Source organism: Bradyrhizobium sp. CCBAU 25360 (assembly GCF_028128695.1).
Taxonomy (GTDB): Bacteria; Pseudomonadota; Alphaproteobacteria; order Rhizobiales; family Xanthobacteraceae; genus Bradyrhizobium; species Bradyrhizobium ottawaense.
Map to the genome: position 1 here is coordinate 116,949 of NZ_LBJA01000038.1, position 22,185 is coordinate 139,133.

The following is a 22,185-nucleotide window of genomic DNA, read 5'->3' on the forward strand; positions in this document are numbered from 1 at the left end:
CATTTTGGTTTTCAACGCGTTGCCGATTTCAGCACCCGGTCAACCATGGCGGGCGCGAGGCCGAGGTAATTTTTCGGTGAGGTGAGCGCCTCGATTGTGGCGCGATCGATGCGGCTCGATATCCGGGAGTCCACGGACAGCGCCTCGGCCAGGCTCATTCCCTTCTCGTTGGCCTGACGGCAGGCATCATAGACCACGTCATGGGCCTCCTGCCGGCCGAGTTGTGGCGCGAGCCCCATCATGACCGCCTCGGCCACGATCAGGCCGCGGCTGACCGCAAGATTGTCGTTCATCTTCGCCTCATCCACGATGAGGCCTGCGAGTGCGAACTTCGCCTGGTGCAGCGCGCCGGCAGTCAGCACGAAGCTCTCCGGAATCGCCATCCACTCGGCGTGCCAGGGGCCCGTGGCGCGTTCGAAATCCTGCACCATGGCGTCGAGCATCAGGCCGGCGTGCTGGCGCACCGCCTTGGACGCCGCCAGCATCAGCTCCGACGAGATCGGGTTGCGCTTCTGCGGCATGGTCGAGGAGGCGCCGCGTCCCTTCACGAAGGGCTCGTAGACTTCGGCGAACTCGGTCGAGGCCATGATCATGATGTCGAGTGCGATCTTGCCGAGCGAGCCGGTGACGAGCGCAAGGAAGTTCACGGCTTCTGCAAAGCCGTCGCGAGCGACGTGCCAGGTCGAGGCGGGAATGCCGAGCTTCAGCTCCGCGCAGAGCGCCTCCTGCACCTCAAAACCCTTGTCGCCGAGCGAGGCCAGCGTACCTGCGGCGCCGGCGAACTGGCCGACCAGCACGCGCGGCTTCAATTGCGTCAGCCGCTCGGCGTGGCGGTCGAACATGGCGAGCCAGATCGCGGTCTTGTAGCCGAAGGTCACTGGCAGCGCCTGCTGGAGATGGGTACGGCCCGCCATCGGTGTGTCCCGGTAACGCTTCGAGAGGTCGGCGAGGATACGGCGAAGTTCGGCGATGTCGTGCTCGACGATCTCGAACGCGGCGCGCAGTTGCAACACCACGGCGGTGTCCATGATGTCCTGCGTGGTCGCGCCCCAATGCACGTAGCGGCCGGCCTCGCCGCACTGCTTCACCATCTGATGCACCAAAGGGAGGATTGGATAACCGACGATGTCGGTCTCATGCCTGAGCAGATCGAAGTCGAGCGCGGCGACGTCGGTCCGCGCCGAGATCTGATCGGCGGCCTGCTGCGGGATCACGCCGCACCTCGCCTCAGCCTTCGCCAGCGCCACCTCGACCTCGGCATAGCGTGCCACCAGCGCGACGTCGGAGAACACCTCCCGCATCTCGGGCGTACCGAAGGCGTCGCGGAACAGCATGGAATCGAGCACGGTGGTGGAGGCAGGAAAAGCAGGCATCGGCGATTCTTCGTGGTTGGTGTTTGTGTGGGCGACAGCTTACGCAGGGCACGCGCTCCGGCAAAGGACATTCGCGGCTCGTCGCACATTCGTCCCGCACGACGACATACGACGCACATCGCACGATCGCCCGTCATCCCGAGGTGCCGGAGCGAAGCGGAGGCCTCGAAGGATGGACGGCCCGGCTGCATCGTGGCCGTCCCACCTTCGAAGCTCCCCACGCGGCGCCTTGCGCCGCGCGGCTCGCCCCTCAGGATGACGGGTCGATTTCGGACGGAACATCCGGTCAACAGGTCGCCCACAGCGTCTACCCCAATCGCACGGCATGGCTGCCATCACGCGATCGCGATGAACCAAGCGGCCCCTTCGGCAGACTCACAGTTTTCGACCCAAATTTCATTTTGTTTTTTTGCTAGCCCCAATTCGTAATGAGGCCTGAGTTTCGACGTGCAGTTTCTGTTCCGGGACCACCTTCTCGATACCGACCGGCGCGAGCTGAGCCGCGAGCAGGTTCCCGTTGCCGTAGAGCCGCAGGTTTTCGATCTCGTGGTCCACCTGATGCAGAACCGCGATCGGGTGGTCAGCAAGGACGAGCTGATCGACAAGATCTGGCACGGGCGAAGCGTCTCCGAATCCACCTTGACCAGCCGGATCAACGCGGCGCGCAAGGCCGTCGGCGACAGTGGCGCGAGCCAGGCGCTGATCCGCACCATCGCCCGCAAGGGCTTTCGCTTCGTCGGCCATGTCGAGGCCAAAGGTAGCACGATGGGTGGCGCAATCGCGCCGGAGCCCGGCTACGCCGCGCGGGTGCAGCGCGCCGCACTCACGCTTCCCGAGCGGCCGGCGATCGCCGTGCTGCCCTTCACCAATATGAGCGGCGCGGCCGAGCAGGATTATTTCTCCGACGGCATCAGCGAGGACATCATCACCGCGCTGTCGAAGCTGCGCTGGTTCTTCGTCATCGCGCGCAACTCCTCCTTCGTCTACAAGGGCCGCGCCGTGCACATCCGCGAGGTCGCGCAGGAGCTCGGGGTTCGCTACGTGGTCGAAGGCAGCGTGCGGCGGAGCGGCGAGCGCCTGCGCATCTCAGCCCAGCTCAACGACGTCTCGACCGGCAGTCATCTCTGGGCCGAGCGCTACGACCGCGAGCTCGCCGACATCTTCGCCGTGCAGGACGAGATCACCGAGGCGATCGTCGCCGCAATCGAGCCGCAGCTCTACGCTGCCGAAAGTTTTCGCGCCCAGCAGAAGCCGCCGGGCAGCCTGGATGCCTGGGACCTCGTGATGCGCGCGCTGTCGCATCACTGGCGCAGCACGCGCGAGGACAATGCCGCCGCGCAAGGGCTGCTCGAAAAGGCCGTCGCAATCGATCCCGCCTATGGCAAGGCGCTGGGACTGCTCGCGACCAGCCATATCTTCGGCGCGCATATGGGCTGGGCCGACATGGCCGCGACAGTGCCGATCGCAGAACGCGCGGCGCTCGCGGCGGTGGAGGCCGATCGCGAGGATGCCTGGGCCCATCATGGCCTTGCCTACACCTATCTGTTCCGCCGCCGCTTCGACGACGCGCTGGCGGAGTTCGAGCTGGCGCTGACGCTCAACCCGAACTTTGCGATGGCGCACGCCTTTTACGGCGTGACGCTGTGCTACGCCGGACGATGGCAGGACGGCGATGCCGCCGCACGTCGCGCGCTGCGGCTGAGCCCGCGCGATCCGCTCGCGGCGGTCTATTGCGGGGTTGCGGCCTATGCCAGGTTCGTCGGCCGTGACTATGACGGAGCCGCGCAGATGGCGCGGGAATCGATGCGGCAGCGCGGCGATTTCGTCGGCGCGCACCGCGTGCTGACGGCCGCCGCCGGGATGTCAGGAGATCCGGCGCTGGCAGCGTCCGCCCTGGAAGGCCTGCGCCGCGCCCAGCCCGAAGTCTCGCTCGCCTGGATCACGCGCGAGCTACCGATGCTGCGGGACGAGGACCGTGCGCACTATCTGGAAGGATTGCGGCGCGCGGGAATGAAGTGACCGCGTCGCGCCTTCTCCCATCGCAGGCGCGATCGCGAGCTAATTTAGGCGCTAGTCGTCGTCGGGCCCGAACAGCCTGATCTGCGGGAAGCCGCCGCGCGGCCGGCTGGCGTAATCACGCACATCGGAATCTTCGCGGATGTTGCGCGCGACGTCGTCCCAATCGGTGCGATCGCGCAAGCCGCGCTGCTCGCGGGAATCGTAGTGGCGGCGCTCGGTCCAGCGCTCGCGGCGCTCCATCCGGCGCCGCTCGGACGCAGCGCGCTTGGCGTCGGAGTCCCTCGCCTTGGCATAGGCGTTCTCGGGTGAAGAGGCCGGCTCGGTCGAGGCCTGCTGCTCAGCCGGCTTTACGGCCTGCGGAGGCGATCCGATTGCTGACTTCGACTGTTCCTTGGACTGTTCCCTGGGTGGCTCGACCGCGGCCGCTGGCGAAGGCGGCGGCGCCGGCGGTCCGGCATTCGCCTGAGTGGTCTGCGTGTCGGGCTTTACAGCTTCCGGCTTCGCTTCGGCTTGCGCCGGCGCGGCAATCATTGCGCCGAAGGCTTGCGAGCCGGTGAGATAATTGACGCGTTCCGACGGCGCGCTCGTCTGTGCCGGCGCGCCCGCGGACTCCGCGCGCTGCGCCATCTTGCTGGTGTCCGGGCCCTGTTTGGACGCGACCGGGTTCATGATGTTGCCGGCAACGATGCCCCCGCCAAGACCGATGGCAATGGCCGCGATAATAGTTCCGGCACCGACGAAATAAGCTGTCGAGGCGCGCATTGATCCACTCCCTCTTTGGGGCGAGCAACGCACGTTGATTGCCAGATGTTCCTGATGCAGGAGCGGTTCCCGGAGGAACCCCGCGTGTCAGATCTGCTGCGCGACTTTTTCGAGCCCGATGAGGCGGGCGAGCTTGCGCACTTCTTCCTTCTGATCGTCACGCAACTGGAACAGCAGCGGCATGGCGGCCGACTTCAATTGCTGGACCTCGTCGCAATTCGGATCGATCTGCGCGCTGGGTGGCGCGTTCGGATTGGAGAGTTTGTTGGCCGAGATCTTGCGGACGACGTTGCGCAGCGCGGTCTCGACCGAAGGCCAGTAATATTCCTGCGACGAAGACAGCTTCAGCCGGTCCCGGATGCCAGAGATCTGTGCGTCGGATAGCAGGGTATAGTGTTTCTGCGGCTGCGCCTTGGCGACAACCTTCGGCTTGGCCGGAACTTCGACGGCGGGAACTTCAGCCGCGGCGGGCGCTTCGGAAGCACTCAACGACGCCTTGGGCATCGGGAAATCGGATGGCGTGGCGGCGGCAAAGGCCTGGCGCAGCGGCTCGGCCAGCACGGGCGCCCGCGAAAGCCTGTCGGCCGGCACCTGGACCGGCTCGATCGCGGCCGAAGCCAGGGCCAGGGTCGGAACCAGACGGTCGGCCTTGGCGGCGCGGTTGGTGGCGAGCGGCTTGGCTGGAGGCGTCTGCGCGATCATCTCTTCGCTGACGCTGGGCACGCTGTCCCGGCCAAGAATGGCGGTGGTGGCGGCACCCAGGACGAGGAAACAGGTCAGCACAACGATGGTGATGGCTTTGGACAAACGTCTCTCCGCGCCCAACTTCAAGTCCACGTGATCACTGCCCGACAACTGGGCGATAATTAAGGCTTAACCGTGCCATCGCGGCGGCAATCGCGCGGACTGCGGCGACATCGCCCGGAAAACTCAAGGAAATCAGGCAGCTGCCGAAAGGTCGTAGGCGTCCTGGATATCGGCGACGATCTCCGAGGCCTCCCACACCGCGCGCGGCTCGACCGATTGCAGCGTCACCGTCCAGTTGCCGCCCCGGCGGGTGCGAGGGACGCTGACGATGTCGAACCGGACGTTGCGGCACAGCGGGTGGCGCGCCAGGGCATGAGCGACGCGGACGCGGATTTCGTCCAGCGAAGCCGCTGTCTTGCTGTTGAGAAAATCGAAGTCCATCGCCTGTCCCTCTCGGCCCTGATTGGCGGGCCGTGAGGGGGATTCTTGGCCGGCGTTGGTTAATCTGCCGTTAAATAAGGGGAGCGGAGGAGCCCGGGATTAACCGTGATCCACACCGTCGTGGCCCGGCTCGACGGGCTGCGCCTACGGCCCGCCCGCCGCACGATATTCGGCGAGCGTCCGCGCAACCAGCTCGTCAACCGCCGGCACGTCCGTCACTCCCGAGGTCGAGTGCCCGCCGCTCCAGATGTCGCGCCAGCGCTTTGGCCGGCTCTCGCGCGCGGCAACGTCGATATCCTCAGCGATATCGATCGCGCCGCGTGCCGGGAGATCGTCGGGATCGAGGCCGGCGGCCACGATCGACGGCCTCAGCATGCTGGTCTGCAACCCCGTGAACGCAGTGGTGAGCAGAATGTCGTCGGCGCAGCTCTCGACCAGCATGCGCTTGTAGCGTTCGTCCGCCATGCTCTCGCGCGTCGCGATGAACTTCGTGCCCATATAGGCGAGATCGCAGCCGAGCACTTCGGCCGCACGCAGCGCTTGGCCGTCGCTGATGCCGCCGGCGAGCACGATGATGCCATCGTAGAATGCGCGCACCGCGCGGACGAAGGCGAACGGATTGAGCCAGCCGGTCTGCCCGCCCGCGCCCGCAGTGAGCAGCACGAGCCCATCGGCACCTGCTTCCGCCGCCCGTTCGGCGTGGCGGATCGAGGCGACGTCCGCCAGCACCAGCACGCCGGCGTCATGCAGCGGCTTCACCACAGGCGCGGGCGAGCCGACCGAGGTGATGACGATCTCCGGCTTGTGCCGCAGCAGCACGGCGAGATCCTGCGCGAGCCGCGCATTGGAGCGATGCACGATCAGGTTCGGGCAGAGCGGCGCAGCCTTGCGGCCGGATTGGTCTTCGTGCCGGCGCAGGCGCGTCGCGATCGCGGTGAGCCATTCATCGAGCTGCTCCGTGCTGCGGCAATTCGCGGTGGGGAAGCTGCCGATCACCCCATGGCGGCAGGCCGCGACCATGAGCTCGACGCCCGACACCAGGAACATCGGCGCTGCGATCAGCGGCAGAGCGAGACGATCGCCGAAGCGTTGCAGTCGATCTGATGGCACGCAAATCTCCTCGTCACGCTTGCCTCCCGGTGCGGGCTTTGTCGTTTCCTCCCGCAGTCTCTGTGCTAGCGTCATCGGCAACATTGGCACGCCTGAAGCCGGTGACAAAGCAACGAGGAAACATATGTCCGATCCGCTCCACGCATCGTCCCCGACTTGTGCGCAGACGCTACGGGCGCTGTCGCGCTATCCCGGCCGCACAGCGTTCGCCTGGCCCGAGGGATCGCTGAGCTATCAGGGCACTCTCGACCTGATCGGACGCATCCAGGGCGTGTTCATGCGGCTTGGCCTGCAGGCGGGCGCGCGCGTCGCCTTCCTCACCGCGAACCGCGCCGACAGCTGGTGCGCCGGTGTCGCTGCGCAATTGTCGCGGCTCTGCATCACCTGGCTGCATCCGCTGGGATCGCTGGAGGACCAGCTGTTCCAACTCGAGGATTCCGAGGCCGTGATGCTGGTGGTCGACGCGGCCGCCTTCCGCGACCGCGGCGGCGAGCTCTCCGCGAGGGCAACCCGGCTGAAGGCGGTCTTCACCACGGGGCCGGCCGGTTACGGTGTCGATCTGCTGGCGGCGATCGAGAGCGCGAGACACGCCAGCGCGCGGTGCCTCGCCGGTCTCGACGATCTCTCCACGCTGAACTACACCGGCGGCACCACCGGCAAATCCAAGGGCGCGCTGCGCTATCACCGCGAGAACGCCGGAGCCGCCGCTGCGATCCTCGCCGATTTCGAGATCCCCGACGCCGCCCGCTACCTCACGGTCGCCCCGATCAGCCATGTCGCGGGCACGAAAGTGCTGCCGACCTTGATGCGCGGCGGCACCGTGCACATGCTGAAGGGATTCGATCCCGAGGCCGTGCTGACCACGATCGCGCGCGAGCGCATCAACTTCACGCTGTTCGTGCCGACCATGATCTACGTGCTGCTCGATCATCCCTCGCTTGATAAGACTGACCTGTCCTCGCTCGAGCTGGTGCTCTACGGGGCGTCAGCGATGTCGCCGAGCCGGCTGGTCGAGGGCATCGAGCGGATCGGGCCGGTGTTCTCGCAGCTCTATGGCCAGACCGAATGCTACCCGGTCTCGGTGCTGCGCAAAGCCGACCACGATCTTAAGGCACCCGAGCTGTTCCTGTCCTGCGGCTTCCCGATCGCAGCCTGCGAGGTCAAGATCCTCGACGACAACGACCAGGAGGTGAAGACGGGCGAGGCCGGCGAGATCTGCGTGCGCGCCCCGCACGTGATGGCGGAATACTGGAAACGGCCCGACATCACTGCCGAGACGCTGAAGAACGGCTGGGTCCACACCGGCGACATCGCGCGCAAGGACGAGCGCGGCTACATGTTCATCCTCGACCGCAAGAAGGACATGATCGTCTCCGGGGGCTTCAACATCTTTCCGCGCGAGGTCGAGGACGTGCTGTCGCAGCACGCCGATGTCGCCATGGTCGCGGTCGTCGGCATTCCCGACGAGAAATGGGGCGAGGCCGTCACCGCCATCGTCGTGCCGCGCGAGGGCGCAAGGCCTGATCCGGACGAGCTGATCAACCTCGTGAAGACGCGAAAAGGCTCGGCGCATGCGCCCAAGCAGATCCAGTTCGTGAAGCAGCTGCCGATGACCGGTGTCGGCAAGGTCGACAAGAAGGTATTGCGTGCGGGGTTCTGGAGCGGGCGGGACCGGATGGTGGGGTAAAACCCCGGGATTTTACGGTGTGATTGTGGCCCCGGCACCACAACGAGCAACGGAGTATGCGCCGGCGCTGGCCGCCCGATTGCAGGCGAATCAGGGAATCACCTAGACCGCTGACGGGGCTGGGAAGCGGAGTAAGCAATGAGAGTCGCTTCCCTGGAAAGTGCAGTCGCCGCGGTCACCTTGATCACGGCTATCGTCGTGGTGCTGTGGGAGATCAAGATCTTCTACGGAATGTGAACTGGCAGGATGCCTCGTCGCACACGATCAAGCATCCCTTCCGCGGCGGCGGAAGCCTGCCGTTCAATCGGCTCACAGAGCGACAGCAGCAAAGGCCGTCACGCTCACCGCTTCTCGATCACCAGGCTCTGCACCGCGCGGCCGAAATAGCCTTGCCGGTCCGCCAGCCGCGACATTGCGAGCCCCGCGCCGTCGGGTCCGATCCAGGAGTCGCCGTCGAGCAGGATCCAATCGCCAATGGGCTGGCGCGAGAAATTCACGGTGAGGTCGGCGTTGATGTAGGTCCAGGCGCGAAAATCGAGCGTCGAGGCGGTGCCGTTGGAAAAATCGGCGGCGACCACGGCGCGCATGGCCTGCGAGATCGCTTGGCCCTCGATGAGCGGATGATCGACGCGAAACCAGATCGCGCCGGCGCCGGCCTGGCCGAAGCGGCCACGCGCGGCGCGCATCGAGACCGAACGCACGAACGGGCTGGTGGCGGCGTGACCGTCCTCGACCAGCGAGTCCTCCGGCATGGGCAGCGTCACCGGCAGCGCCTTGACGTCGGCGGGCAACGACAGCGCCTGGCGCCTGATCTTGAGCACGGTGGCGCCGACGACCTGCAAACCGTCGGCGAGCAGCTTGATTTCGCAGAGCTGGATCTTGCGGCCCTCACGCAAGACGTCAGTCACGATCGTCAGCGGCGCGACCGGAACGGGCCGCATCAGATCGATGGTGACGCGCGCGATATCCATCGGAGCAGGCGTCGGAATGCGTTCGGCCGCCCATGTCACCAGCGAGGCCGGCGCCGAGCCGTGCTGCATGCGCCGATCCCAGGGACCGGCGGCGTCCGGACTGGTGACGACGCTGTCGCCGTCGACACGGTAGATGGGGGGCATGTTTTAATCAGTCTTGGTTGACGTTCCCCGGACGCTGCGCAGCGCGAAGCGGTGCGCTGCTGATCCGGGGTCCGTGCCTTGCGGCGATGGGTCCCGGCTCTGCGGAGCAATGCTACGCACTGCACCGCGTCCGGGACACGAGAAGCTACAACGGCGGATCGATCGCCTCGTCGTATTCCTTCTTGAAGCGCGCGATCAACTCGGCGGCAGGCATAACCTTCTCTACGCTGCCGATGCCCTGGCCCGAGCCCCAGATTTCCTTCCAGGCCTTCGGCTTGGCGCGCTCGCCCGAGGCGTCGGTGCCGAAATTCATCTTGGAGGGATCGGAGGTCGGCAGGTTTTCCGGATCCATGCCGGCGGCAAGGATCGAGGGCTTCAGATAGTTGCCGTGCACGCCGGTGAAGAGGTTGGAATAGACGATGTCGTCGGCGGTCGAGCCCGCGATCATCTCCTTGTACTTCTCCACCGCATTGGCTTCCTTGGTCGCGATGAAGGCCGAGCCGATATAGGCGAAGTCGGCCCCTAAGATGCGTGCGGCGCGGATCGCCTTGCCGTTGCCGATCGCACCCGACAGCGCGATCGGGCCGTCGAACCATTTTCGCGTCTCGGCGACGAAGGCCAGCGGCGAAATGGTGCCGGCATGGCCGCCGGCACCGGCCGCGACCAGGATCAGGCCATCGGCGCCCTTCTCGATCGCCTTGTGGGCGAATTTCTGGTTGATCACGTCGTGGAAGACGATGCCGCCCCAGCTGTGCACGGCCTGGTTCAGCTCCTCGCGTGCGCCGAGCGAGGAGATGATCATCGGCACCTTGTACTTGGCGCAGAGCTGCATGTCGTGGTCGAGACGGTTGTTCGACTTGTGCACGATCTGGTTGACCGCGAACGGCGCCGAGGGCTTGTCGGGATGCGCGCGGTCATAGGCCGCGAGCTCCTCGGTGATGCGCGCCAGCCATTCGTCGAGCAGCTCCGGCGGCCGCGCGTTCAGTGACGGAAACGAGCCGACCACACCTGCCTTGCACTGCGCGATCACGAGATCGGGCACCGAGATGATGAAGAGCGGCGAGCCGATCACGGGGATCGACAGGCGTCCTTTGAACAAGGCAGGCATGGACATTGCAGGACGATCCTCTGTTGGCAGGTCAATGGAAGGTTGACCGCCATACCAACAAGGCAATCTTTCCACTGTCAAGTATTGCGTTTTGGCGCCGTAGGCGGCACCCCGCGACACTATTCCAAGATGCGGAATTCTTTCCTCGTCATTCCAGGGCGACGCGTCAGCGTCGAACCCGGAATTCATCGGGCATCAATGCGCGTAGCGAGATGGTTCGGGCTCGCGCTACGCGCGCCACGGAATGACAGCGACCGCCTACCCCAGCAGATCCGGATTGATCAGCCGCTCGAACGAGAACATCTCGTCCCACTTCTCTTGCGTCAGCAGCTTGCGTTCGGCCACCACGATCTGGTGCAGCGACTTGCCGCTCTTGTAGCCCTCGCGCGCGATCTCGGCGCATTGCTTGTAGCCGAGCAGCGGCTTCAGCACGGTGACGATGCCGAGCGAGTTGAGCACCATGTTGCGGGTGTGCTCCTCGTTGGCAGTGATGCCGACGACGCAATTCTCGCGCAGGCTGTTGACCGCGCGCTCCATGGTGCGGATCGAGAAGAACAGCGCGAACGAGATCACCGGCTCCATCACGTTGAGCTGGAGCTGGCCGGCGCTGGCGGCCAGCGTCACCGTGGTGTCGAGGCCGATGACGAGGAAGCTGGTCTGGTTGACGACCTCGGGGATCACGGGATTGACCTTGCCCGGCATGATCGAGGAGCCCGGCTGCAGCTGCGGCAGGTTGATCTCGTTGAAGCCGGCACGCGGGCCGGAGGCGAGCAGGCGGATGTCGTTGCAGATCTTGGTCAGCTTGCTCGCGGTGCGCTTCAACACGCCCGAGAGCTGCACATAGGCGCCGGTGTCGGAGGTCGCCTCGACGAGGTCGCCGGCGAGAATGAAGTCGACGCCGGTCAGCGCGCTGAGGTGCCGGACCGCGAGCTTGGGATAGCCGACCGCAGCCGTGACGGAGGTTCCGATCGCGGTGGCGCCGAGATTGATCTCGCGCAGCAGCGCACGCGCTTCCGAGATGCGGTCGACCTCCTCGCCGATCGTGGTGCCCCAGCCCCGGAATTCGGCCCCGAGCGACATCGGCACGGCATCCTGCAGATGCGTGCGGCCCATCTTCAGGACACGATCGAACTCGCGACCCTTGGCGAAGAACGCTTCCTGGAGCTGACGCAGCGCGGTCATGTAGCTCTCGAGCCGCAGGATCAGCGCGAGGCGAAAGGCGGTCGGATAGGTGTCGTTGGTCGACTGGCCGTAATTGACGTGATCGTTGGGGCTGACGTGCTGATAGTCGCCCTTGCCGAAGCCGAGCGATTCCAGCGCGAGGTTCGCGATCACCTCGTTGGCGTTCATGTTGGTGGAGGTGCCGGCGCCGCCCTGGATGAAGTCGGTGACGAACTGGTCCATCATGTCGCCGGCGATCACGCGGTCGCAGCCGAGGATGATCGCGTCCGCGACCCTGGCCTCGATCGCGCCGAGATCCCGATTGGCCATGGCGGCTGCCTTCTTGACGTAACCGAGCGCCTTCACGAAGTAAGGCTCCTGGTTCATCGGAATGCCGGTGATGTGGAAGTTCTCCTTACCCCGGATGGTCTGGACGCCGTAATAGATGTCGTCGGCGATCTCACGCTGTCCGAGGAAGTCCTGCTCCGTACGGCTCATGGGCGCTCCTTGTTGCTCGCGCGACGTCCTCTAGTTCTGGCACAGCGCGCTGGTCACGAAAGTGTCGGTGCGGCAGTCGTCCGGCTTGCGAGCCCTGCCGGGAATCAGGACCTTGGCCGAGCATTTTTCCGCGGAGTCGGCATTCAGGCTCTTGCCGTCCTTGTAACCCTTGCTCTGGCAGAGCTGGTCGGCGGCCTGCTTGCAATCGGGCGCGCCGTTGGACGAGGGCGGACAGGCCACCCGGCCCGACACCATGGTCGAAGGCTTCGCCAGCCGCGACAGATCGTTCATGGTCTCGCTCGGGCTTTTGATCGGCGGCAGGATCGAGGGCAGCTTGTTGAACAGCTTGCCCATTTCATTGATCAGCCCGGGATTTTCCGCTGCCGCCGGCGGCGCCGATGGAGCGGGCGTCGACGGCTGAGGCGCGGCCTGCGGCCCCTGCTCCTGCAAGCCAAGCACCGGCGGAGCGGATTGCGGCCATCCGGTCCCGGCGGCACCGAGCAGGACCAGCAGCACTGCTGATATCAGCGTCCCGAGCCGCAAGGCCGGATTGCCGGATCGAACCATCATGACGGCAACCGTAGCCGAACCCGGCCCGGCGGCAAAGCGCGGGTTACCAAGTGAGCATGATCTCCGCGCAAACGCGTTCCGCGTTTGTCGCGAGGGAAAACCGCTTCACACCTTGCGCTGACGCGGCCCTTCGGGTCCGGATCATGCTCTAGATCAACTTGATCGCCACCACGAAGCCGAGCACCAGCACGGCAGCACCGACCGCCACCACGAGACCGAGATGCTTCTCGATCTGGACCCGGATCCAATCGCCATAGCGGTTGAGCAGGATGGCGACGATGAAGAAGCGTCCGCCGCGCGCGACGATCGAGCAGATGGTGAACAACAGAATGTTGTAGCCGGCAAAGCCCGAGGTGATGGTGACGAGCTTGTAGGGGATCGGCGTCAAACCCTTGAGCAGGATGATCACCGCGCCCCACTCCGCATAGGAGGCACGGAAGGCGTCGACCTTGTCGCCGAGGCCGTAGACCTGGATCAGCCAATGACCGACCGAGTCGAACAGCAGCGCGCCGATGGCGTAGCCCAGGATGCCGCCGAGCACCGAGGTGATGGTGCAGACGGCCGCGTAGAGCCAGGCGCGCTGCGGGCGCGCCAGCGACATCGGAATCAGCATCACATCCGGCGGCACCGGAAAGAAGGAGCTTTCGGCGAAAGACACCGCTCCCATGATCCAGAGCGCGTAGGGCTTGTGAGCGGCGTCGATGCACCAGTCGTAGATACGTTTCAGCATGGCGCCGCGATGAAGCACCATGGGACGGATTTGTCCATGCCGAGATTGAGGCGAATTATGACGTTTCTAGTGGCGCTTGCGCGCGGCACGCCCCTCGAGCGCGACAATTGGCCGCCTGGCAGCCACGCGCGGTGACGCGACCTTGGGCAGCTTCATCGACGATTTCGGCAGCTTCTCGGCAATGCCGAGCATGTCTTCCCGCCGCGTCATCTCGCGCCAGACGTCCTCGGGGCGCACGCCCGCAGAGGCCCAGAGCACGGTGAGATTGTACAGGAGATCGGCGCTTTCCCGGATCACGGCGTCGGTATCGCCATTGACGGCATCGATCACGACCTCGATGGCCTCTTCGGCGAGCTTCTTTGCCATTTTCGAGGGCCCGCGCTGAAACAGCCGGGCCGTACGCGATGTTGCCGGATCAAGATCCCTGGCCGCGAGCACAGCCAGATATAGCCGCTCAAGCGAATCACTCATGGTACTCAAAACTACTCTAAACAAATGGCGAGCGTGTTAACGCGCGGCAATAAAAGCAGAAAACAGGCCGGCGCGGCAAGCGCGACGGCCTGTCATGGTCAACTCCAGCTGCCAGAGCTAGTAGCAGTTCTGGTAGTAACCTTGGCCGCAGAACTCGGACGGAGCGGTGCCGCCGTAGCGCTGATATTGGAAGTTCGGGCCTGGACCATAATAGGGCCCGTAGGAAGGGCCGCTGTAATAGGCGGGACCGCCGTAATAGCCATAGCCCGGACCATAGTCATAGGCATAGGAGTCACGGGTCGCGGCGATGGCAAGACCGGTGCCGATGGCCGCGAAAGCCGCAGCTGCGGCCGCGCCGCCTCCGCCACCATGCCAGTGACGGCCGCCTGCATAGGATGCGGTCGGGGCAAGCGCGGTCAGCGCCAGCACCGCCGCGGTGGCAAGAACGGCCTTTCGGCCCGCAAACTTGGAGAATCGCTCGAACATGTCTTGGGCCCTCCTTGGGACCTGGAATGGACGCCTGCGGACAGGCTCATGCCTTTCAAACCCGCACAGCCTAAGTTGGGTTCCCCAACCCCAACACAAGCTGAACGGGGTTGCGTGATCGTGCCGCAACCGCCGCTCATCTGCCGTTCATGTTGGCGCGGAGAGACTGGCCGCAGCCGGCTGCCGTAAAGCGTCACGAAACCATAACAATGCGGAACCCGGCGCAATCGATGTCAGGATTCAAGACGACCGCCCTGCGTTGCCTGCTGGCTCTCTCGATCTCGCTTGCAACGCTCGTTGCACGCGATGTCCGTGCGGCCGAGACCGCTGCGCCGTCCGTTGCGATCCATTTCACCTTCGACCGCCCGCTCGACGCGAGCATGGCGCCGTTCTTCCTTGCGGCGAAGGACGGCAGGTTCAGCGCCGAACGTCTCAACGTGTCCTTCAACAGCGCAGCCGGCTCGCCGGAGGCGCTCGCACGCGTCGCCAAGGGCGACAGCGAGCTTGCGCTGATCGACATCAACGAGCTGATCCGCCTTCGCGACAAGGAGGACTCGGCGCCGGTCAAGGCGGTGTTCGTGCTGTTCAACCGCGCGCCCTACGCGATCGTCGCGCGCAGGAGCCGCGGCATCCATCTCTTGCCCGATCTCGACGGCAAGACCGTCGGCGTTGCCGACGGCGACCTGTCGATGCGGCTGTGGCCGGCGCTGGCGCAGCAGAACGGCATCAAGGCATCGCGCGTCAGATTCCACAAGATTGGCGCTGCGGTCCGCGAGCCGATCCTGTCCGCAGGGCAGGTCGATGCCGTCGCAGGCTTCAACTATCTCTCCGCGGTGAACCTGCGCGACCGCGGCGTGCCCGGAGCCGATCTCGTCGTGCTGCGTTATGCCGACTATGGCTGCGAGGCCTATGGCTTCGCCGTGGTGGTCAATCCCGCCTTCGCCGCGGCGAAGCCGGACGCCGTGAAGGGCTTCGTCCGCGCCTTGATCGCCGGCATCAATGCGACCATCAAGGAGCCGGCACGAGCGGCGGACGAGGCCGCTGGCCGCATCGACGACGGCGACCGCGACCTGGAGCTGGAGCGCCTGCGCACCGTCCTCGTCGACAACATCCTGACCGACGAGGTCAGGCGCAACGGCCTCGGCGGCGTCGAGCCCGCGCGCCTCGAACGCTCGATCGACCAGATCGCGCAGGACTTCAAATTCCGCAAACGGCCCACGGCGGGCGACATCTTCGACGACCGGTTCCTGCCGCCGGTGGCGGGGCGGCTGATCAACTGAGCAAAACTGACAGCTTCCGCTATATCTCCCGCGCGATCCCTGCTTAAAATACGGGCTCCGTTACCCGCTCGAGTTCGTTAGCCCGCATGCCCATCCTCCGTCTCTACACACGTGTTCTCGAGCTGCTCGGCAAGGAGGCGCGGCTGGGCTGGCTGCTCGCGGTCGCCAACCTCCTGCTCGCTGCCTCGCAGTTCGCCGAGCCCGTACTGTTCGGGCGGATCGTCGACGTGCTCTCCGGCAAGACGGTAGCCGGGTCGAGCTCGGCCTGGCCGTTCCTCATCGCCTGGGTCGCGTTCGGGCTGTTCACTATTCTCTGCAGCGCGCTCGTGGCCTTGCAGGCCGACCGGCTCTCGCACCGCCAGCGCCAGGCGGTGCTGACCGATTATTTCGAGCACATCCTGCAATTGCCGCTGACCTTCCATTCCGGCACCCATTCGGGCCGGCTGATGAAGGTGATGCTCAACGGCACCGACGCCTTGTGGCGGCTGTGGCTCGGCTTCTTCCGCGAGCACTTTGCCGCGATCCTCTCGGTCGTTGTGCTGCTGCCGCTGTCGCTCTACCTGAACTGGCGGCTCGCGATCCTGCTGTTCGTGCTCTGCATCGTCTTCACCGCACTGACGACCTTCGTGGTGCGCAAGACCTTCGGCATGCAGATGGCGGTCGAGGAGCAATATAGCGAGCTGTCCGCGCGCGCCTCCGATGCACTCGGCAATGTCGCGCTGGTTCAGAGCTTCGTGCGCGTCGAATCCGAGGTGAAGGGACTGCGCTCCGTCGCCGACGAGTTGCTGGCCGCGCAGATGCCGGTGCTGTCATGGTGGGCGCTCGTCACCGTCATCACGCGCGCCTCCACCACCATCACCGTGCTCGCGATCTTCACGCTCGGCATCGCGCTGCACGACCAGGGGCTGACCTCGGTCGGCGAGATCGTGATGTTCGTGAGCTTTGCGACGCTGCTGATCCAGAAGCTCGAGCAGGTGGTGAGCTTCATCAACAACGTGTTCATGGAAGCGCCTCGCCTGCGCGAGTTCTTCAATGTGCTCGACGCCGTGCCCGCAGTGCACGACCGGCCCGACGCGATCGACGCCGGCAGGCTGTCCGGCCTCGTCGAGTTCAACGACGTCACCTTTTCCTACGACGGCAAGCGGCCGGCGATCGAGGACCTCACCTTCACCGCGCTGCCCGGCCAGACCATCGCGCTGGTCGGTCCGACCGGCGCCGGCAAATCCACCGCGATCGCGCTCCTGCACCGCGCCTTCGACCCGCAATCCGGCTTCATCAAGATCGACGGCATGGACGTGCGCGGCGTCACGCTGACCTCGCTGCGCCGGAATATCGGCGTCGTGTTCCAGGAGGCGCTGCTGTTCAACCGCTCGATCGAGGAGAATCTGCGCGTCGGCAAGCCGGACGCGACCGAAGCCGAGATGCGCAAGGCGGCCGAGCGTGCCCAGGCGCTCGATTTCATCGAGCGCAGCGGCGGCTTCGAGACCAATGCCGGCGAGCGCGGCCGCATGCTCTCCGGCGGCGAGCGGCAGCGGCTGTCGATCGCCCGCGCGCTGCTGAAGGATCCCCCGATCCTGATTCTGGACGAGGCTACCTCCGCGCTCGACGCCCTCACCGAGGCCAAGGTGAATGCCGCTCTCGACGAAGTGATGAAGGGCCGCACCACCTTCGTGATCGCGCACCGGCTCTCCACCATCCGCAACGCCACGCGGATCCTGGTGTTCGAGAACGGACGGGTGATCGAAAGTGGAACTTTCGACGAACTCGTGGCCAAGAGCGGCCATTTCGCCGAACTCGCCAGGGCCCAGTTCATGGTTCACGAGACCACACGGGCCAGTGTGACAGCCGCAGAGGCTGCTGCGACTGCTGCCAAATCCCCGTAGCAAGTCCCCACAGGATCGTCGAAATTCGGCCTATTTCATTGCGGAATACCCCGCTCATGCCCCTGTTCTCGACGCACCAGCCGGTATAGGTTTGCGGCGCCGCAAGCGGCGGCGCTGGATTTCAGAACCGACAATCAGATCACGAGCACCGCCCGTATCAGGCGGGTCTCCAAGGACCGGAATCGGATAGTGCACGCCCTACGCCCGCTGCTTCGCAAATCGCTGTTCAACCTGTTCGCTGCCACGCTCGCATGTGCCGCGCTGCTCGCGCCGCGCGGGGCGAGCGCCGAAGCGCTGCTGCTGATCGAGGCCGACACCGGTAAGGTGTTGCAGGCCGACAATGCGACCATTCCCTGGTATCCGGCCTCCGTCACCAAGATCATGACAGCCTATGTGACGTTGAGGGCGGTCAAGGACGGCAGGCTGACGCTCGACACGCTGCTCACGGTATCGCCGACGGCGGCCTCGCAATCGCCCTCGAAGATGGGGTTCCGTCCGGGAACGCAGCTCACCGTCGACAACGCGCTGAAGATGATGATGGTCAAGTCGGCGAACGACATGGCCGTGGTGCTCGCCGAAGGCGTCGGCGGTTCGATCGACGGTTTCTCCGCGATGATGAACGATACCGCGAAGAAGCTCGGCATGACGCAGACCAGCTACGTCAATCCGAACGGCCTGCCCGCCGACGGCCAGATCACGTCGGCGCGCGACCTCGCCATCCTCGCGCGCTCGTTCCTGCGCGACCTGCCGGAATACGAATACTTCGTGCACATCCCGGCGATCCGCTTCGGCAAGCGCACCACCGGCAATTTCAACAAGCTGATCGGCCGCTATCCCGGCGCCGACGGTTTCAAGACCGGCTTCATCTGCGCCTCCGGCTACAACCTCGTCGCCTCGGCCACCCGCAACGGGCGCCGGCTGATCGCGGTGGTGCTCGGCGCCAATTCCGGCACCGCGCGCGCGGTGAAGGCGGCGCAGCTGCTGGAGCGCGGCTTCAGCCAGGACAATCTGACGTGGCTGCGCCCCTCGCTCGGCACGGTCGATAACCTCGTGCCGGTCGATGCCTCGCCGCCGAACCTGCGCGACGAGATGTGCGGCGGCCATCGCAAGCGGCCGGCCAGCGACGACGACGATGCGCTGATTGCGGCCAATGGCGGCACCAGCGGATCGGCCTCGGCCACCGGCGGCGAAGCCCAGGTGACCTTCTTCACCGCCGGCCTCCAGCCGCCCCTGATGAAGGCCTCCGAGCTGATGGCCTCAGCTCCCGCGGCGGCCGAGCCCGTGCTGGTCTATACCGGCCCGACCCGCACCGGCACCGCCCTGATCGCGGCGGTCGCGGCCGATGCCGACCAGCAGGCCACGTCAAAGCCGCGTGGCAAGAAGTCGCGCGTGGCCAAGAAGCCTGACGCGGCCGACAAGCCGAAAGACGCGGGCAAGGACGCCGCCAAGGACACCAAGACAGCGGCCGTGAAGCCTGTCGCCAAGCCGGCTGAGGCCAAGGGCAACGATAAGAGCGACGCGAAGACCGCGGCGAAGCCGGCGGCGCCCAAGCATGCTGCCGCCAAGCACGACGCGGCGGCAAAACCCGCCGAGAAGCCCGCGGCTAGCAGCGATCCGAAGCCCGCCAAGCCCAAGGCCGCGACAAAGCCCGCCGCCAAGCCGGCCAACAACAGTTAACGGCGCGCCGAGCCGGGACCCCGCGCTTCGCACCTGCGGCAGCGCGGTAACTCGACGATTCCGGTAGCCACTCCCTGACCGATGTCTTAAGCCTCGACGACTTGCCACCCGTTCCGGCAGGCTCGATACTGGCAGCAATGAGGCAAGCCCGAGACACAGCGGGCTCTGGTAGATGAGGGGAGTTTTCCATGGAGCGCATCTGGCTCAAGCAATATCCGCCCGGCGTGCCCGCCGATATCGAGCCGACCCAATACGCATCGCTGGTCGATCTTCTTGAAGAGAGCTTCACCAAGTTCGCCGACCGCAAGGCGTTCATCTGCATGGACAAGTCCATCAGCTATCGCGACCTCGACCAGATGTCGGTCGCGCTCGCCGCCTATTTGCAGGGCCGCGGGCTGCAGCGCGGCGCCCGCATCGCCATCATGATGCCGAACGTGCTGCAATATCCGATCGCGACCGCCGCCGCGCTGCGCGCCGGTTTCGCGGTGGTCAATGTCAATCCGCTCTACACCCCGCGCGAGCTCGAGCACCAGCTCAAGGATTCCGGCGCCGAAGCCATCATCGTGCTGGAGAACTTCGCCCACACCGTCGAGCAGGTGATCGCCAGGACGCAGGTCAAGCACGTGATCGTCGGCAGCATGGGCGACCTGCTCGGCTTCAAGGGCGTGATCGTCAATCTCGTCGTCCGCCGCGTCAAGAAGATGGTACCGGCATGGTCGCTGCCGGGCTCGATCTCCTTCAACGATGCGCTGTCGGCCGGCCGCGGCATGACCTTCAACAAGCCAAAGCTCTCGCCGGGCGACGTCGCCTTCCTGCAATATACCGGCGGCACCACCGGCGTCTCCAAGGGCGCCACCCTGCTCCACCGCAACATCGTCGCCAACGTCCTGCAGAACGACGCCTGGCTCCAGCCGGCGCTCGCCGCGCCGCCGCATGTCGACCAGCTCATGATCGTCTGCGCGCTGCCGCTCTATCACATCTTCGCGCTGACGGCCTGCTACCTGCTCGCGGTGCGCGCCGGCGGCTGCAATCTCCTGATCCCCAACCCGCGCGACATCGCCGGCTTCGTCAAGGAGCTGGCGAAATACCAGGTCAACAGCTTCCCGGCCGTGAACACGCTCTACAACGGCCTGATGCACCACCCTGATTTCAAGAAGCTCGACTTCTCCAAGCTGAAGATCTCCAACGGCGGCGGCATGGCGGTGCAGCGCCCCGTGGCCGATCAATGGAAGGCGATCACCGGCTGCTTCATCGCCGAGGGCTACGGCCTGTCGGAGACTTCGCCGACGCTGACCTGCAATCCGGCAACGGCAACCGAGTTCACCGGAACGATCGGCATTCCCGTGCCATCGACCTACATCTCGATCCGCGACGACGACGGCAACGAGGTGCCGCTCGGCCAGGCGGGCGAGATCTGCGCCAAGGGTCCGCAGGTGATGTCGGGCTACTGGAACAGGCCCGAGGAGACCGCCAAGGTGATGACCGCGGACGGCTATTTCCGCACCGGCGACATCGGCATCATGGACGAGAAGGGCTACACCAAGATCGTCGACCGCAAGAAGGACATGATCCTGGTCTCCGGCTTCAACGTCTATCCGAACGAGATCGAGGAAGTGATCGCGAGTCATCCGGGCGTGCTCGAATGCGCCGTGATCGGCATCCCCGATTCCAAGTCGGGCGAAGCGGTGAAGGCTTTCGTGGTGAAGAAGGATCAGAACCTCACCGCTGAGGCGGTGATCAAATTCTGTCACGAGCAGCTCACCGGCTACAAGGTGCCCAAGCACATCGAATTCCGGAGCGACCTGCCCAAGACCAATGTCGGCAAGATCCTGCGACGCGAGCTGCGCGACGAGAAGAAGGCTCAGGCGGCGTAAGCGCGTCGCCGATTCATGACCGCGGTCGGCGATATCACGCCATCGGGCATTCTCGCCTTCTGGCGCGAGGCCGGCCGCGAGCGCTGGTACGAGCGCAGCGACGCTTTCGACGCGGAAGTCAGGCGCCGCTTCCTTGCTTTGTGGCAGAAGGCGGTCGCCGGCGAGATCGCTTCATGGGAGGCAAGCGATGACGGCGCACTCGCGCTGGTCATCGTACTCGACCAATTCCCCCGCAACATGTTCCGCGGCACGCCCCAGGCCTTTGCCAGCGATGCGCTGGCGCGCGACGTCGCCCGCCGGGCGATCGATCGCGGTGTCGATGCCAGGGTCGATCCGGTCCTGCTCGAATTCCTTTATTTGCCCTTCATGCATTCGGAGCACCTGCCCGACCAGCTGCACTGCGTCGCGCTGTTTCAGAACACCGAGAATGCCGAAAACCTGAAATACGCCCGGGAGCACGCCGACATCATCCAGCGGTTCGGCCGGTTTCCCCACCGCAACCACCTGCTCGGCCGCGACAGCACCGAGGAAGAGCAGGCCTTCCTCGACAAGGGCGGCTTCGCCGGTTGATGACATCACGGTGAAGGGGCCCCACCCTCACCGCTTCGCCCGCCAGCAATATTGTGCAGGCCCGCGGCACGGTCTAATAAGCGGGATCGATATTCAGGGAGACCGACAATGGCGATCCAGACTGGCGACAAGCTGCCCGAGGCGAAATTCCGCGTGATGACGGCGGAAGGCCCGCAGGTGAAGACCACCGACGATATCTTCAAGGGCAAGAAGGTGGCGCTGTTCGCGGTGCCCGGCGCCTATACCGGCACCTGCCACAAGATGCATCTGCCGAGCATCTTCCTCAACGCCTATGCCCTGAAGGACAAGGGCGTCGACAGCATCGCCATCGTGTCCGTCAACGACGCCTTCGTCATGAACGCCTGGAAGCGCGACACCGACCAGCGCGACGAGGCTATCTTCCTCGCCGACGGCAATGCCGATTTCACCAAGGCGATCGGCATGGAGCTGGACGCCTCCGCCAACGGCCTCGGCATCCGCTCCAAGCGCTATTCGATGCTGGTCGAGGACGGCGTGGTGAAGAAGCTGAACCTCGAGGCGATGCCCGGCAAGGTCGAGGTCTCCGGCGGCGATACGCTGCTCGGGCAGCTGTAAGGCGGCCACCGCTTTCAGCCAATCACTCG

Annotated in this window: 20 protein-coding genes; 8 read left to right on the forward strand and 12 right to left on the reverse strand. The window is 65.3% G+C overall.

Annotation, left to right across the window (positions count from 1 at the left end; genetic code table 11):
- Window positions 1-11: 11 nt before the first annotated feature.
- Window positions 12-1,373 carry a 3-carboxy-cis,cis-muconate cycloisomerase gene (gene pcaB / locus XH81_RS16485; protein ID WP_038974823.1) on the reverse strand — a complete coding sequence of 454 codons (1,362 nt, stop codon included), beginning with the start codon at window positions 1,371-1,373 and terminating at the stop codon, window positions 12-14.
- Window positions 1,374-1,820: 447 nt separating this feature from the next.
- Between pcaB and XH81_RS16490 the strand changes: the two genes are divergently transcribed.
- Window positions 1,821-3,392: a winged helix-turn-helix domain-containing tetratricopeptide repeat protein gene (locus XH81_RS16490; RefSeq protein ID WP_097669131.1), complete on the forward strand. Its 1,572-nt coding sequence runs from the start codon at window positions 1,821-1,823 to the stop codon at window positions 3,390-3,392.
- 51 nt (window positions 3,393-3,443) lie between these two features.
- On the opposite strand, the gene XH81_RS16495 is transcribed toward XH81_RS16490, so the two are convergent.
- The 4 genes from XH81_RS16495 to XH81_RS16510 all read right to left on the reverse strand — a co-directional run bounded on the left by XH81_RS16495 (window position 3,444) and on the right by XH81_RS16510 (window position 6,452).
- A complete protein-coding gene (locus tag XH81_RS16495) occupies window positions 3,444-4,154 on the reverse strand; it encodes a hypothetical protein (RefSeq protein WP_097669130.1) in 711 nt (236 codons plus the stop codon).
- Window positions 4,155-4,241: 87 nt separating this feature from the next.
- Window positions 4,242-4,961 carry a hypothetical protein gene (locus tag XH81_RS16500; protein ID WP_028140682.1) on the reverse strand — a complete coding sequence of 240 codons (720 nt, stop codon included), beginning with the start codon at window positions 4,959-4,961 and terminating at the stop codon, window positions 4,242-4,244.
- A gap of 132 nt (window positions 4,962-5,093) precedes the next feature.
- Window positions 5,094-5,342 (reverse strand): hypothetical protein, encoded by a 249-nt coding sequence (locus XH81_RS16505; protein WP_028140683.1) that lies wholly within the window; start codon window positions 5,340-5,342, stop codon window positions 5,094-5,096.
- 144 nt (window positions 5,343-5,486) lie between these two features.
- The gene (locus XH81_RS16510) at window positions 5,487-6,452 is read right to left on the reverse strand and encodes an NAD(P)H-dependent flavin oxidoreductase (RefSeq protein WP_038974822.1); all 966 of its coding nucleotides are present in this window, start codon (window positions 6,450-6,452) and stop codon (window positions 5,487-5,489) included.
- 124 nt (window positions 6,453-6,576) lie between these two features.
- Between XH81_RS16510 and XH81_RS16515 the strand changes: the two genes are divergently transcribed.
- On the forward strand, window positions 6,577-8,139 hold the full coding sequence (locus XH81_RS16515) for an AMP-binding protein (RefSeq protein ID WP_028140685.1): 1,563 nt from the start codon (window positions 6,577-6,579) through the stop codon (window positions 8,137-8,139).
- Between the two features lie 341 nt (window positions 8,140-8,480).
- Here XH81_RS16515 and XH81_RS16520 read toward each other — a convergent pair whose 3' ends face one another.
- The 7 genes from XH81_RS16520 to XH81_RS16550 all read right to left on the reverse strand — a co-directional run bounded on the left by XH81_RS16520 (window position 8,481) and on the right by XH81_RS16550 (window position 14,278).
- Entirely contained in the window at window positions 8,481-9,254 is a 774-nt protein-coding gene (locus XH81_RS16520; protein WP_028140686.1) for a thioesterase family protein, read from the reverse strand.
- Between the two features lie 145 nt (window positions 9,255-9,399).
- Complete coding sequence (locus tag XH81_RS16525; RefSeq protein WP_028140687.1) at window positions 9,400-10,368, reverse strand: NAD(P)H-dependent flavin oxidoreductase; 969 nt, start codon at window positions 10,366-10,368, stop codon at window positions 9,400-9,402.
- A 252-nt stretch (window positions 10,369-10,620) separates the two neighbouring features.
- Entirely contained in the window at window positions 10,621-12,021 is a 1,401-nt protein-coding gene (locus XH81_RS16530) for an aspartate ammonia-lyase (protein ID WP_028140688.1), read from the reverse strand.
- Between the two features lie 30 nt (window positions 12,022-12,051).
- On the reverse strand, window positions 12,052-12,591 hold the full coding sequence (locus XH81_RS16535) for a hypothetical protein (RefSeq protein ID WP_028140689.1): 540 nt from the start codon (window positions 12,589-12,591) through the stop codon (window positions 12,052-12,054).
- Between the two features lie 148 nt (window positions 12,592-12,739).
- On the reverse strand, window positions 12,740-13,342 hold the full coding sequence (locus XH81_RS16540) for a YqaA family protein (RefSeq protein WP_080670090.1): 603 nt from the start codon (window positions 13,340-13,342) through the stop codon (window positions 12,740-12,742).
- A 45-nt stretch (window positions 13,343-13,387) separates the two neighbouring features.
- A complete protein-coding gene (gene hisE / locus XH81_RS16545; protein ID WP_028140691.1) occupies window positions 13,388-13,792 on the reverse strand; it encodes a phosphoribosyl-ATP diphosphatase in 405 nt (134 codons plus the stop codon).
- 117 nt (window positions 13,793-13,909) lie between these two features.
- Window positions 13,910-14,278 carry a hypothetical protein gene (locus XH81_RS16550; protein WP_028140692.1) on the reverse strand — a complete coding sequence of 123 codons (369 nt, stop codon included), beginning with the start codon at window positions 14,276-14,278 and terminating at the stop codon, window positions 13,910-13,912.
- A gap of 230 nt (window positions 14,279-14,508) precedes the next feature.
- On the opposite strand from XH81_RS16550, the gene XH81_RS16555 reads away from it, so the two are divergent.
- The 6 genes from XH81_RS16555 (at window position 14,509) to XH81_RS16580 (ending at window position 22,156) form a co-directional block, all read left to right on the forward strand.
- Window positions 14,509-15,558 carry an ABC transporter substrate-binding protein gene (locus tag XH81_RS16555; protein WP_028140693.1) on the forward strand — a complete coding sequence of 350 codons (1,050 nt, stop codon included), beginning with the start codon at window positions 14,509-14,511 and terminating at the stop codon, window positions 15,556-15,558.
- Window positions 15,559-15,644: 86 nt separating this feature from the next.
- Window positions 15,645-17,441 carry a glucan ABC transporter ATP-binding protein/ permease gene (locus XH81_RS16560; protein ID WP_028140694.1) on the forward strand — a complete coding sequence of 599 codons (1,797 nt, stop codon included), beginning with the start codon at window positions 15,645-15,647 and terminating at the stop codon, window positions 17,439-17,441.
- A gap of 189 nt (window positions 17,442-17,630) precedes the next feature.
- Window positions 17,631-19,118 (forward strand): D-alanyl-D-alanine carboxypeptidase family protein, encoded by a 1,488-nt coding sequence (locus XH81_RS16565; RefSeq protein ID WP_028140695.1) that lies wholly within the window; start codon window positions 17,631-17,633, stop codon window positions 19,116-19,118.
- Window positions 19,119-19,306: 188 nt separating this feature from the next.
- A complete protein-coding gene (locus XH81_RS16570) occupies window positions 19,307-20,992 on the forward strand; it encodes a long-chain fatty acid--CoA ligase (RefSeq protein ID WP_028140696.1) in 1,686 nt (561 codons plus the stop codon).
- 15 nt (window positions 20,993-21,007) lie between these two features.
- Window positions 21,008-21,562 carry a DUF924 family protein gene (locus XH81_RS16575; RefSeq protein WP_028140697.1) on the forward strand — a complete coding sequence of 185 codons (555 nt, stop codon included), beginning with the start codon at window positions 21,008-21,010 and terminating at the stop codon, window positions 21,560-21,562.
- A 108-nt stretch (window positions 21,563-21,670) separates the two neighbouring features.
- Window positions 21,671-22,156: a peroxiredoxin gene (locus tag XH81_RS16580; protein WP_018321314.1), complete on the forward strand. Its 486-nt coding sequence runs from the start codon at window positions 21,671-21,673 to the stop codon at window positions 22,154-22,156.
- The last annotated feature ends 29 nt before the right edge of the window (window positions 22,157-22,185 follow it).

Bases quoted from the DNA above. Each gene is read 5' to 3' on its own strand.
- XH81_RS16560 (WP_028140694.1), top strand. From the start codon at position 15,645: ATGCCCATCCTCCGTCTCTACACACGTGTTCTCGAGCTGCTCGGCAAG.
- XH81_RS16540 (WP_080670090.1), bottom strand. From the start codon at position 13,342: ATGGTGCTTCATCGCGGCGCCATGCTGAAACGTATCTACGACTGGTGC.
- XH81_RS16515 (WP_028140685.1), top strand. From the start codon at position 6,577: ATGTCCGATCCGCTCCACGCATCGTCCCCGACTTGTGCGCAGACGCTA.
- XH81_RS16525 (WP_028140687.1), bottom strand. From the start codon at position 10,368: ATGTCCATGCCTGCCTTGTTCAAAGGACGCCTGTCGATCCCCGTGATC.
- XH81_RS16570 (WP_028140696.1), top strand. From the start codon at position 19,307: ATGGAGCGCATCTGGCTCAAGCAATATCCGCCCGGCGTGCCCGCCGAT.
- hisE (WP_028140691.1), bottom strand. From the start codon at position 13,792: ATGAGTGATTCGCTTGAGCGGCTATATCTGGCTGTGCTCGCGGCCAGG.
- XH81_RS16575 (WP_028140697.1), top strand. From the start codon at position 21,008: ATGACCGCGGTCGGCGATATCACGCCATCGGGCATTCTCGCCTTCTGG.
- XH81_RS16505 (WP_028140683.1), bottom strand. From the start codon at position 5,342: ATGGACTTCGATTTTCTCAACAGCAAGACAGCGGCTTCGCTGGACGAA.
- XH81_RS16495 (WP_097669130.1), bottom strand. From the start codon at position 4,154: ATGCGCGCCTCGACAGCTTATTTCGTCGGTGCCGGAACTATTATCGCG.
- XH81_RS16535 (WP_028140689.1), bottom strand. From the start codon at position 12,591: ATGATGGTTCGATCCGGCAATCCGGCCTTGCGGCTCGGGACGCTGATA.
- XH81_RS16520 (WP_028140686.1), bottom strand. From the start codon at position 9,254: ATGCCCCCCATCTACCGTGTCGACGGCGACAGCGTCGTCACCAGTCCG.
- pcaB (WP_038974823.1), bottom strand. From the start codon at position 1,373: ATGCCTGCTTTTCCTGCCTCCACCACCGTGCTCGATTCCATGCTGTTC.
- XH81_RS16530 (WP_028140688.1), bottom strand. From the start codon at position 12,021: ATGAGCCGTACGGAGCAGGACTTCCTCGGACAGCGTGAGATCGCCGAC.
- XH81_RS16550 (WP_028140692.1), bottom strand. From the start codon at position 14,278: ATGTTCGAGCGATTCTCCAAGTTTGCGGGCCGAAAGGCCGTTCTTGCC.
- XH81_RS16580 (WP_018321314.1), top strand. From the start codon at position 21,671: ATGGCGATCCAGACTGGCGACAAGCTGCCCGAGGCGAAATTCCGCGTG.
- XH81_RS16555 (WP_028140693.1), top strand. From the start codon at position 14,509: ATGTCAGGATTCAAGACGACCGCCCTGCGTTGCCTGCTGGCTCTCTCG.